This window comes from Novipirellula rosea (assembly GCF_039541335.1).
GTDB lineage: Bacteria > Planctomycetota > Planctomycetia > Pirellulales > Pirellulaceae > Novipirellula > Novipirellula rosea.
Genome location: NZ_BAABGA010000047.1, coordinates 42,795 through 53,951, shown reverse-complemented (window position 1 = coordinate 53,951; position 11,157 = coordinate 42,795). Strand labels below are relative to the sequence as shown.

Sequence of the window (11,157 nt, the reverse complement as noted above, 5' to 3'; positions counted from 1 at the left end):
GCCACCAACGAGGAGCAATGAGTTGCAGCTTGCCGAAGAGTTCGCCCGTGACCACGTCCTCACTGGATGCACGAACATTGAGTGGACAATGTAGTTTCCCCTGCTCGGCTAAGTCGCAAAGACACCCTGATTTCCCTCCGATTTCAACCAGCACAGACGACCTCTTTGTTGCGATGAACTTCCTGCTTCTCTTGGATATTCAATGTGGTTGGACGCCAATCTCGGCACTCCTGACGATAGGGACATCCAGAACAGTTCATTGGGCTTTCGATGGGGTAGAAAATCTGATTCTCGACTGCCTTCTCAACATTCTTTGCCACATCTCCGAGTCGGTTCAAATCCTGCTGTGACCTCGATGTTTTCAGTCTCTGAATTTTCGGGGTAGTCGTTTTTGTGAAAACGACGAATTCCACTGAAACCCATCGGTCCAGTGTGGACAGGGCTGACTGAGTGTAGCAACTCGGTTGAAGCGAACTTTCCACGTCGAAAACGGAGTAAGACCTTGCCGATGTCTTGAACTCAGTGACTACCGTTTGTTCGGTTGATCCTGAAATCAGATCACATGTTGCGGCCAGTGGTCGCTCTAGGATGTTGCCACTACTATCGCACAATGGAACCAACACACGTTCTTCTACAGCGATGATGTTCGTTGGTGGTTCTTCTTTGGAATACAATTCCATCAGGGCCTGCCCCTTACCAAGCAAGTCAGACGCCGATTCTTTTGCTTTAAACGTGACCTTTTGATCTGCGGTGCGAACATCCCATGATCCCAAAAAATCCGCCTTCAGGTTCTGTTCAGAAGATTCTCTGCCTAACCTGATTCGTTGGTGGTGACCGGCCAGAGCATCATGAATGGCGGAGCCAAAAACGAGACTGCTGCTAAGTGTCCTGCGAGGGATTTTGACAATCCTCTCGAAGAAGAACTGGAGCGGACAGCGTCGATATTGGTTAATCGAACTGAAACTCCAATGGGGACGCTTGATTGGTTTCACGAAATAATCTCGGTTGGTGGGTGCAAATGATCTGTCTAGCCAGATTTCTTGCCGTTCAAGGGCATGAACTGGTCGATGACGTTGCCTGCCTCACGGCGAGTCATGTCGTAGAGATCGGTTTCGCGACCGAGGATCGTTTTTGCTCTCTGTTCCAGTTGGGGCTTCGTGAGACCATCCCGTTTTCCGAGAGTGAGCAAAAACTGAATCTGCTTGTTGGTCGCCGGAGGATGGAATGGCTCGTCAGCATGAGCGGCGTTGCCATTCAAGCGATCGGCGTGTCCATTGCCGTTGGAACTTGGGAGCGTCGATGTTTGGCGAGGTGAATGATGACCGTTGGTGTTGGGCCGCGGTTCGATCGATCCATCGTCTTGGTATCGTTCAATTTGAATTCGGAGCGATTCCTCAGCCAAATCATAGAACTTTTTGATCTCTTCGATCACAAATTCGGGATCGTTGACCGGAGCTCCAATTTCGCCCTCCAGGTTCACACTGAACCCAGTGCTGTTAAAATCTTTCGAAACCTTTCGACTCATCCCCACGTTTACCTTCAACATCAAATTGTCTCGCGTTTTGAGTAAGTGACAAACCACTTACCCCGATTACGACGAGATGACTTCCTACATGTTTGGATCTCACCATGACATTGCAAGCCGTGCTCGACACTTACCGTAGGCTGCCACTCGAAACTAAGTCCCAAATGGAGGACGTAATCCAATCTGTTATTGATGAGGAGGAAATGATTGTGATCAACAGCTCGGAGTTAGGTAATAAGATTTTGCGTCTTGCATCGTCTGTTGACTGGAAAAGAGAGTGCGGTCCCTTTTCAAGACAATGTTTCGGAATTCTGTTGCGAGATTATCTAGCGGAGCAGCCAGATTGGTCCGAACCTTTCGAGGAGAAATTTGCTGGGCGAAAACAGAAAATCTACTATCTGGATGTCGACTGATCAGTACGCCAGCCGTTCTCCGAAACTTGCCATTGCCTCTTGTTGGTCGGATCGTAGGCGGTGAGCTGTCCACCAAAACCACAGCCGGTATCAATGCAGATACAAGTTCCGTAGTCGCGAATTCTTTTGCCTACTGAGTGACCAACGATGGCAACTTTTCCAGTTCGGTGTTTGCATATGTCCATCTCATCGATGCCAGTCCATCGCAGCACGGATGAAAGCTGAAGCGGCAATGGTGTGTAGCTGCAAAAGTTCGCGTGTGTGAAAATGAAGCTTGCAGTTTCGTAGTAGTCACGACATGACTCCAAAAATGCCCAGTGGGATTTGGGGATACCATCCAGCTTTTGCTTACCATAGGAAGCGACAGTTTCTCGGCCACCGCTCACCAAGAATCGATCGTAGGCGTAACGATCTTTTCGTGCATCCAAGAGCATCTCATCATGATTCCCCAAAATCGGGACTAGATTGCAGCGATCTTGAAGTTCGATCAGACATTCGACCACGCCCTTGGAATCAGGTCCACGATTGACGTAGTCGCCCAGCGTCACAATGACGTCGTCTGCGGAAGGCTGAATGGCTTTGATCAAAGCTCGCAGGGCCATAGCATGGCCGTGAATGTCGCCGATCGCGATAAGTCGGCCGTTGGTGTTAGGCTTGTTCGTCATGCGAGTTCCAGGAATGGCGGGAAAACCTAACTTACCTGGAACTCGCGACAACCGTGGGCCAGCCTAAACTGCCAGTTCCAACGCTTCATCCCATGCTCGTGCCTTCAGCGAAGCTCCGCTACCGAACCAGGCCGACTCCAACCGGCTAGAAGCTCGATCCCGATCGGTCTTTCCCCGAGTCGTCCGGTGATGGTCAACAAACTCCGTGACTGCATTAAACGCGGCCCATGTCGTCAGCTTCGTCTCGGGAATGTCGTGCCCTAGCCCTTCCTCGAATAATCGGAAAAGTTCGGATCGAACATTTTCAGCTCGCTTGTTCTTTGAGTCTGGGGTATCTGGGTACAGACGCTCAAAGTAACCGGCCAGTTGCTCGCGACTTGGATAGTGATTCGCCAGATGATTGATCCGTTCCTCGACGCTATCGTAAAATTTCGCCGCGAGTCCCAGGATCTTCTGAGCTTCGCCGACTTTTGCGGCGAGATCACCTTTGTGAATGACGGAGACTCCCTGCCCACGTCCGCGTCGTTCGGCAAGTCCCAGCGTGTTGGCGCACACAACTCGGATTGGGGTAAAGAAAACCCGCAATGCTGAACTGCCGTCATGGGAATTGCTTAGCAATAGGAATTTGTCAGTCACATCCTCGGAGTCTTTGATTCGGATCTCGCCCGGCAGTTTTGCCAGCATCCAAATCTTCTCACCCTTCCCGAGAGCCCCAGCAGTGTGATACCGCAACTGCCCATCCGCGACGATGGAATCCAGGAATCCAAAACTTTGATAGTTCTGGACCGGCTGATAGCTGTTGCCAACGACTCCCAGTACTTCACGAGAATCGTCTCGAACGACGGCCTTCCGCTGAGGAATCAGAGTGCCATCGCTCGTGTAGATCGGTTTTAAGTCGACGTAGTAGTCGAGACCGGCTGCGGTGATCGCTTCACGGGATGTCGCTGGTTGATCTAGCCGAGTCCCAAGTCCATGCCAGGGAGTTTCCCCGGCGTACATCATTGCTGTCTTTCCGTCCGTCGTCGCCAGTGCATGAGCCATTGCGTAGTCCTGAGTTTGAGAAGTGGAACAACTCAAGTACCCTCCTAAATGGCTTTCGACTCGCCAAATTGTTACTTCTGTGATCTCCGCTGTTTGCAAATACACAGTACATCCGATTTGCATTTCCAATCAGTGCCTCGAAACCAAAGACGGAATATCTCCTCCGTTGACTTGATAAGCACTACCAATGCCTTCATTTTCCACCTAATCCGATCGGCTATACTGCCGGCACCAAATTAATGTTAACCTTTTCGAATCTAGAAACCTTGTTGGCATTTTTGTAGACAGCTAAACCTATTGACATAGGCGTGATTCTTCTTGCTTGTTGATCCGAAAAACAGCGTGCAATTGTGTCAGGCGATGAGAACTACCACACTTGCTGTGATCGCTGACAATTCGCTAGCGTGCCAACGAGTTGCAGTGCGGGCTAGTAGATACGATCTAACTCGTAGGAAATTAACGCGACTAATTTCGCAACATCGACAATGTAATTGAGGATTTTTAATTGTCCATCACGTCCAAACCGCTCTTCCGAGGCGAAGCGCTCCGGCCGCATCTAAAATCCTTCTCACTCCACGATAATTCAACAGCGGTAGACGTGATGCACCGATGACCAACAACACAGTCTATTTCATTTCGTCACCTACACCTTGGCTTCTCGCCGTTCTCAACTCACCGGCACTATGGTGGTTCAGTTGGCGTCGGGCACAGCACGGCAAAGACGAGGCACTCCGATACTTCACGCAATACGTTGCTGGAATCCCAATTCCAGATCAACCAGGCGAGTTCGATCCATCCTTGACGGAGAAAATGGGCGATTGCATCGACGGCGTCCAGAAAGCAGATCAAGCGTTCGCAGACTGGCTTCATACCGAAATGGAGATCGAGAAGCTGCCTCGATTGCTTCAAACGGCATCCCTGCAAGACTTCAACGCAATCGTTGCATCAGTCCGAAAGTCGCGTGGCAAAAAGAATCCTATCACGCCTGCAGGATTGAAAGCTCTACGTGACGGATTCAATGAAACGTCACTGCCTGCGTCGAAGCTGCGGCAGCAAGCGAAGCAGCTGGAGTGGCAACTCGCATTGCTGGTCAATCAAGCCTTTGGCCTGACCGTTGAAGAAGAGTCACTTCTCTGGAAAACTGCTCCGCCTCGAATGCCCATCATGCCGCCGTCATCAGCAAATGGAGCAACGACATGAAACGGATCACGGATGCACAGATACTCGGCGAGATGGGGGTCAACCTGATCCAAAAAGTGGTTTTGAAAATGGGCTTCACCTGGCACCCCTCGAATCAACCAGTGGAAGCGGGGATCGACGGATGGGTGGAACTGCGCGATGACGTGACAGGCGAAGTGAAGAACTGTTGGATTCCCGTTCAAAGCAAAGCCGTTTCAGAAATCACAGAAGCAAAGGGAGCACCGACGTATTACTGCAAACCCGCTGATCTCCAGTACTGGCTCGAAGGAAGCACACCCGTGATCTTGGTCGTCTCAGTTCCTGAAGACGAAATTGCTTACTGGGTCAACGTCAAAGACTATTTTCGCGACAAAGATTCTAAGAACGACAAAACGATTCGATTTGACCCGATCGAAGATCGGCTCAACGAGTCTTCCGCTCAACAATGGAAAGCGATTGGTAATCGACACGGTGCGGGGACTTATTTTACCCCGTCACCGACACCTGAAAAACTAATGTCAAACTTGATCCGCGTGGATCGAATAGGGGAAACGATTTTTACGGCGGAGACGGATTGCGAGAGCGGAAAGGATTTCCGAGAGAAGCTCAAGGAAGTCGAACCCTATCCGCCGCGTGAATGGGCATACGGCAACGGGAAGCGAGTCTACTCATACCACGACTTAAGCAATGAACCATGGTCGCTCGTATGCAATGTCACGACAGTGACGACGATTGATGCTGACGCTATGGCCAGCTCGACAGACCCGAAGCTGCGATCGGTATTCGTTCAAATTCTGAACGGGTGTTTCAACGAGATCACCAACTCCTGGCGATTGCGATGGGATTCAGAACAGGAGTGCCACTACTTCAAGCCGCATTCACGTGACATCATCCGAGACTTTTATTATCGCTCGCGAAAGAAAAAGACACAACGAGCCGTTGTTTCCAAACAGATGAACAAGGCCGAACCTACGCGGGTGGCCTACTATCGTCACAACGCTTTCTCGCATCGCTTTTTGCGTTTCGATGATTCTTGGTTCTTGATGATCGAGCCAACTTACGTCTTTACATCGGATGGGGTGGCTCCTGATCCTTACCGACAAGAACATCTTTCGGGAATCAAGAATCTGGAAAAGGATGCGGCGGTGTCGGGAGCCATCGTCATGTACACAGAGATGCTCAAGGATCGAGACTCGTTGCTCGACGATCCCTACCTATTTCTCGGTTTTGGTTCAATCGAATGGGCTGAATGTCCGGTTGGCATCGACGACAAAGCGTGGACACGAATCAAAAGTTCAGTCCCTGAAGAACCGGACGACATCGATTTATCAAATTTTGGAGCAGGTTTGTTTGATGAATAGAAAGGTAACCTTTATCAACGAACCTGAGCTTGAGTTTGGCAGTGGCAAACACATCGACATTCGATTCGGTCTGTCAACGCATGGCCCGCTCGATGCCGGAACCGAGATGGCACCCAGCAAGGTCAGGCTTGGCTTAGTTGGCGACCAACAAACGATTGATCTATTCACACGGTGGCTCAATAAGTGCCGCGCGGGCGTTGCTGCCAAGAAGACGTCTCTTGTGACGTTGTTTCCCGCGTTTCTTGGATTTGGCGATGGCAAACCGCTGTGTGACTTTGTAGCGAACGACCAAACCACGCGATCAATCAATTCGCGAGAGATTCGGCGACTAGCGACGATCGCGGATCGAGAGCGGATGGTTTCTGAGTCGGTGGACTACTTTCTATCTGAAGCCAACGATCTCTTGCAGAGCGTCTCCGCCGACGTCGTGATATGTCTGCCACCGCCGGATCTTCTCAAACCCATCGACACCGGTTCCGTCGCTCCAGGAACACCACGCTCTCGCCGACGAAGGTCGAAAGACGAAGCCCACAAAACAGTTTGGCACGATCTGTTGAAGGCTCGCGCCATGACAATGAAGGCTCCTGTACAAATGGTTCGTCCTGCAACCTACGGTGGAAAGGTCCACCGGTACCGACAGGATGGCTCCTCCACCAAGGATATCGAGGACGAAGCATCCCGTGCCTGGAATTTCTATACGGCACTCTATTACAAAGCGGGCGGAGTTCCATGGCGACTTCCACGCATTGCAACCGACTTGGACACGTGCTTTGTTGGGGTCAGCTATTTTTATACTGCCGACCGTGACTCCATCCAAACGAGCGTGGCTCAGGTTTTCAACGAACGCGGTGAAGGCGTCGTTGTTCGTGGTGGCCAGGTATTGGTTGAAAAAGAGGACCGCACCGTTCACATGGACGTCGATGTTTCAGCCGAACTTTTGCGATCCGCCTTGAAACTCTACAAGAAGGAACACGGAAACCTACCGGCCAGGGTCGTCTGTCACAAAACGTCATACTTCGACGAGGGTGAGACGGAAGGGTTCAACAACGTGGTTGACCAGTTTAACATTGACCAGCTGGACCTTGTCTCGATCCGCAAATCATCGGTTCGATTCTTTCGCGGCAAGCCCAATCCGCCGCTTCGCGGAACCGCCATCGAATTGGACGATTGCACGTCGATCCTTTATACCCAAGGCAGCGTCGACTTCTACCGGGCCTACCCAGGCATGTACGTTCCGCGCCCCATCGAAATCCAGTTCGATCAAATTGAACGCCCGCCTGAACGCATCCTCATGGAGATTCTGGCGCTGAGCAAAATGAACTGGAACAGCACCCGGTTCGTGAACTCCGATCCTATCACGATCGCCGCCGCCAGAAACGTTGGCAACGTCTTACGCTACCTGGATGCCGATTCGGTGATTCCAGTTCGATATAGTTACTACATGTAGAGTGCATTTTCGAAATTGATTAGTAGGTCCATATTCTCGAACTGAATTTAACTTTCGAGCCATCCTCAATCGGTACGCCAGCTACCCGCAACCAACCGTAGAATGCTTCGACTTTATCTCGCTTTTGAGTGCGACCGAAGCGGTTTTTCGCAAACGTGAACAGGACTCGCTTCTTTGCTCGCGACATGGCGACAAAAAAATTATTTCCCTCGCCGTCAGGATCAGACAGGTTGCCGAAGGCCGCATCTTCGAGACCAAGGAAAACTACCGTGTGGTACTCTAAACCTTTGCTCTTGTGAATGGTCATGATTGGAATTGATGTCTCGCCCATCAAGTCCGATAGCACATGCGTCCAGTCTCGCGATTGAGTAGGTTTGTCTCCGTATCGCTTCAGTAATTCCGTTGCCAAATCTTGCAGCGTTTTTTTGAAAAAATCTCCTTGTCGATAGGGTTCATGATTCAGCTTGATCGCATCAACACCGAACGCCTTAACTACCTCCAGCAACTGCGATCCAACACCTCTACCTGTTGCTTCGCATCCCGGAAGCGATACGGCAAGCTTTTCGATGGTCGTAGAAAGCAGGCTGTTACGACGCATCACCACTTTGTCCGTGTTCCCGTAAGTGGTCTGGCTCAAAGTCTTCTGAAGTCTTTCCCAAGCCACCGGTTGCGCCGTTCGGCTAGTCGCGACTTGAAACGCATCCAGCAAGATTGTGACGACCGGTTCAGACAAGAGATCTTGAAGTTGAGACTCATCGCGAACTTGCACCGCAGCAGTTCTCGCACGCATCGCTGTTGAAAGTGAGTCTGAATACTTCGACACTTGTTGCCTGCAAATTACGCAAACATCGCGTGGAGAAATGCCATCAATTTCAATTGTCTGCGTTAAAACTTCGGCAATTGCGTTTGCTTCGGCTTCGTCGTCCGCAAACTCGAAGACGCGGCACTCGCCTTCCCCGTGTTGCTTTCCGAGGCCATGAATCGGAGTCACCGCGTATGGCTCAATTTGCTTGGCGAGGGAACCTATGATCGCGATCAATTCTGGCTCGGAACGAAAGTTGCATCTTAGTAGATGGGGTTCAGCGCGATACTCGTCCGCGAACTGGCGAGTGACTCCCGCCAATGCACCTGCCCAAGTCATGATGCATTGCTTTGTATCGCCGACGGCGGTGAGGATGGATTTTGATTCGTGAAATGATGTTCTGACGAAGTCGTATTGCAGGTCAGTGGTGTCTTGGAACTCGTCCAAAAAGACGTGCGAGTAAGTTGATCGAAGTGCCGACAACAACTGGGGATTGGCTCTGACCAGCAGTTCCGCCAAACGTGAGATCATGCCGAAACTCAAGATCGGACGCTTCGGAGAGAGATATCGCCTCCACGCGGCGACTACGATGCGATCCTCCAGAGAACCCGCCGCCAAATCCGACGGGTCAACTGGTAACCTCTGCAAAAATTGCTCTCGAAACCAAGCGATGGGCTTAATTTGACTGTAGCCTGCCGGACCAACACCAAGAGCGCTCGCCTCTCTCTGTATGATGCTACTTGCCGTCCTGTCTCCAATTTCGTAGAAGTCGATAGAATAGTCGGTTGGTGGACGCCAACATTCTGGAATGGCCAAGCGAAATCGGTCAACAATTTGCTTGTCAAAGGCCGCGTATGTCCACGAGTCGAAACGTTCCGCTAGATTTTCGGGAAGGCGATCAGCTACACGTTCCCGCAAGTTCTTGGCAGCATCTCGCTTGAAACTAATGGCCAGAATGCGTTTTGGGTCGGGACAGATCCCTGTACGCAGCAGGTAGTCGGCCCGCTGGGCCAAAAGCTCAGTTTTTCCGGAACCGGGGCCAGCAACAACAATACTATTCTTTTCACTTCGCACCGCCGCTTCGGCTGCTTCTTCAAGACCTGCGACACCAACGGGACGCCAATCCTGCGGCTCGATTCGCGATTTTTTTGTTGCGCACCTACCCATTTCCGATTCTCTGCTTGATCGCGGAAAAAAAACGCGAGAGTTCGGACGGGCAATTCTGTATCAACAGTTCGTCGTTAATCTGCGACAAAGCCGCCATGTGCGTAGCAGGTTTGCTGCCGTTCAGGAAGAAGTAGCGATACCATCGGAAGAGGTCAATGTCCCTTTCCGTGTAGACTTTTGAAGCTCCAGTTTTTAACCCAAGCACAGCGTCGAGCAGACTCGTCAACTGGGCGGTCTTTTTAGTCGCATCATCCACTGCAAATGCGTGGGGATTGCCTGAAGCGATGGCGGAATACTGCGCCGTGAAAGAACGAAGCATCGAAAAATCCAGGTCCAATGGAGTTGAAAAGTACACTCCGAACTTTTCAAGATGGGCGATCCAAGAATTCAGAGTTGCATCCGCAACATCCGCTGAAGGCATGGTGACAAGCTGCGCCAGCGTTATGAATTCGTCTCCGTACCCGAGCAAACGCAACTGATTGCAAACGTAGTGAATGCGTCCCCAACCACCTCCTTCACGCTCGCAATCGAGGTCCAGTAGAGTGAGATACGGAATTGACAAGCTGTTAAGTAATCGCCACAGGTGATTGACGTGTCTTCCACCAAGAGGAACGACAGAGATTACATTCGGATCCGATTCCAGTTCATTCGCTTGCAACAAACGAGCAAGCACGACTTGTTCGCTGTCACCCTCTCCCAACACAACCAACCGAGCGAAATACAACTCAGGAAAGGCACGGACAGCCTCCCGAACAAATTTGTCTGCTTCTGTACCATCTTCCGGCAACTCAATCATAGACACCTGTGTTACCGCATCCTCGGGACGCAACCGAAGATGCCGCACTTCTTGCGGCTCAATCCTTGAGAGAACAGATGCGGAATGCGAGCTGAAAACGGCTTGTGCACGAGGTGAACCAGCAATTCGACGAAACATTTTCAAGACACGACCAAGTAAGTGCGGTGCCAAATGTGTTTCGGGTTCTTCAATCGCAAAGAGCGTCAACTCGGGTGGCGCAAGCGAGTCAGCATCGAACGTGGACGGCCGGCTTTCGTCCATCGCATCTTGCTCAATCTTGAACGCCGATTCAATGATCGCGAAGTAGAGTAGCGAGCGCAAGCCATCACTGAGACGATCAACAGGAACCGTTTCGCCGTCATTAGCTGTTTGCATCCGCGCAGAAAATGACGAAACTAAATCCTGGAGCGAACGACTCTCTAAGTCCAACGCCACCTCAATGAACCTAGAGCTATTGCAGAGAGCTTTCCAAGAATTGTTAAGTTGAGTTCGCAGCTCGTTTATCGCTGGTTCCGCCGCAAACGATTGCGACAGGCCCTCAACGGCTTGTCCGACAATCTGTTCCAATCCATCGTTCCAGACTGCGGCATCCAACAATCGCTTCAAAAGTGAACCTGACGACACCGCGACATGCTTTGTCGGATCACGAGCGCCGGGGACGTAGTGAACGTGGATTCGTTGCCGTTCGTAAGGTTCAACGCGTTTGCATTGTCGGGGATCCACAGGATCAGAAAAACTCCCAGCTTGGCGAACCCAGGTGA

At 51.1% G+C, this 11,157-nt stretch carries 11 protein-coding genes; 4 read left to right on the top strand and 7 right to left on the bottom strand.

Annotation, left to right across the window (positions count from 1 at the left end; translation table 11 throughout):
* Positions 1-143 precede the first annotated feature (143 nt).
* Both ABD971_RS18910 and ABD971_RS18905 read right to left on the bottom strand, forming a co-directional pair.
* A complete protein-coding gene (locus ABD971_RS18910) occupies positions 144-992 on the bottom strand; it encodes a PD-(D/E)XK nuclease family protein (RefSeq protein WP_345324612.1) in 849 nt (282 codons plus the stop codon).
* A 35-nt stretch (positions 993-1,027) separates the two neighbouring features.
* Positions 1,028-1,546 (bottom strand): hypothetical protein, encoded by a 519-nt coding sequence (locus ABD971_RS18905; RefSeq protein ID WP_339944570.1) that lies wholly within the window; start codon positions 1,544-1,546, stop codon positions 1,028-1,030.
* A gap of 83 nt (positions 1,547-1,629) precedes the next feature.
* Between ABD971_RS18905 and ABD971_RS18900 the strand changes: the two genes are divergently transcribed.
* On the top strand, positions 1,630-1,938 hold the full coding sequence (locus ABD971_RS18900) for a hypothetical protein (RefSeq protein ID WP_345324609.1): 309 nt from the start codon (positions 1,630-1,632) through the stop codon (positions 1,936-1,938).
* Here ABD971_RS18900 and ABD971_RS18895 read toward each other — a convergent pair.
* From ABD971_RS18895 to ABD971_RS18885, 3 genes are all read right to left on the bottom strand, one after another.
* Entirely contained in the window at positions 1,920-2,603 is a 684-nt protein-coding gene (locus ABD971_RS18895) for a metallophosphoesterase (protein ID WP_345324607.1), read from the bottom strand. The two genes, ABD971_RS18900 and ABD971_RS18895, sit on opposite strands and share 19 nt — an antisense overlap.
* A gap of 63 nt (positions 2,604-2,666) precedes the next feature.
* Entirely contained in the window at positions 2,667-3,644 is a 978-nt protein-coding gene (locus ABD971_RS18890) for a DUF932 domain-containing protein (RefSeq protein WP_345324605.1), read from the bottom strand.
* A gap of 427 nt (positions 3,645-4,071) precedes the next feature.
* Positions 4,072-4,200 carry a hypothetical protein gene (locus ABD971_RS18885; protein WP_345324603.1) on the bottom strand — a complete coding sequence of 43 codons (129 nt, stop codon included), beginning with the start codon at positions 4,198-4,200 and terminating at the stop codon, positions 4,072-4,074.
* Between the two features lie 53 nt (positions 4,201-4,253).
* On the opposite strand from ABD971_RS18885, the gene ABD971_RS18880 reads away from it, so the two are divergent.
* Genes ABD971_RS18880 through ABD971_RS18870 form a run of 3 tightly spaced genes read left to right on the top strand, consistent with a single transcriptional unit; the run spans position 4,254 to position 7,631 of the window.
* Entirely contained in the window at positions 4,254-4,844 is a 591-nt protein-coding gene (locus ABD971_RS18880; RefSeq protein WP_345324601.1) for a hypothetical protein, read from the top strand.
* The gene (locus ABD971_RS18875) at positions 4,841-6,184 is read left to right on the top strand and encodes a DUF4365 domain-containing protein (RefSeq protein WP_345324599.1); all 1,344 of its coding nucleotides are present in this window, start codon (positions 4,841-4,843) and stop codon (positions 6,182-6,184) included. Before ABD971_RS18880 ends, ABD971_RS18875 begins: the two co-directional genes overlap by 4 nt.
* A complete protein-coding gene (locus tag ABD971_RS18870) occupies positions 6,177-7,631 on the top strand; it encodes an argonaute/piwi family protein (protein ID WP_345324597.1) in 1,455 nt (484 codons plus the stop codon). Before ABD971_RS18875 ends, ABD971_RS18870 begins: the two co-directional genes overlap by 8 nt.
* Positions 7,632-7,650: 19 nt before the next feature.
* Here ABD971_RS18870 and ABD971_RS18865 read toward each other — a convergent pair whose 3' ends face one another.
* On the bottom strand, positions 7,651-9,600 hold the full coding sequence (locus ABD971_RS18865; protein WP_345324595.1) for a UvrD-helicase domain-containing protein: 1,950 nt from the start codon (positions 9,598-9,600) through the stop codon (positions 7,651-7,653).
* The gene (locus ABD971_RS18860) at positions 9,593-10,990 is read right to left on the bottom strand and encodes an ATP-dependent nuclease (RefSeq protein ID WP_345324593.1); all 1,398 of its coding nucleotides are present in this window, start codon (positions 10,988-10,990) and stop codon (positions 9,593-9,595) included. The genes ABD971_RS18865 and ABD971_RS18860 overlap by 8 nt, the downstream gene beginning before the upstream one ends.
* Between the last annotated feature and the right edge of the window lie 167 nt (positions 10,991-11,157).

Coding starts and splice junctions, on each gene's coding strand:
- ABD971_RS18905 (WP_339944570.1), bottom strand. CDS start 1,546: ATGTTGAAGGTAAACGTGGGGATGAGTCGAAAGGTTTCGAAAGATTTT.
- ABD971_RS18895 (WP_345324607.1), bottom strand. CDS start 2,603: ATGACGAACAAGCCTAACACCAACGGCCGACTTATCGCGATCGGCGAC.
- ABD971_RS18880 (WP_345324601.1), top strand. CDS start 4,254: ATGACCAACAACACAGTCTATTTCATTTCGTCACCTACACCTTGGCTT.
- ABD971_RS18875 (WP_345324599.1), top strand. CDS start 4,841: ATGAAACGGATCACGGATGCACAGATACTCGGCGAGATGGGGGTCAAC.
- ABD971_RS18900 (WP_345324609.1), top strand. CDS start 1,630: ATGACATTGCAAGCCGTGCTCGACACTTACCGTAGGCTGCCACTCGAA.
- ABD971_RS18870 (WP_345324597.1), top strand. CDS start 6,177: ATGAATAGAAAGGTAACCTTTATCAACGAACCTGAGCTTGAGTTTGGC.
- ABD971_RS18890 (WP_345324605.1), bottom strand. CDS start 3,644: ATGGCTCATGCACTGGCGACGACGGACGGAAAGACAGCAATGATGTAC.
- ABD971_RS18865 (WP_345324595.1), bottom strand. CDS start 9,600: ATGGGTAGGTGCGCAACAAAAAAATCGCGAATCGAGCCGCAGGATTGG.
- ABD971_RS18885 (WP_345324603.1), bottom strand. CDS start 4,200: ATGCGGCCGGAGCGCTTCGCCTCGGAAGAGCGGTTTGGACGTGATGGA.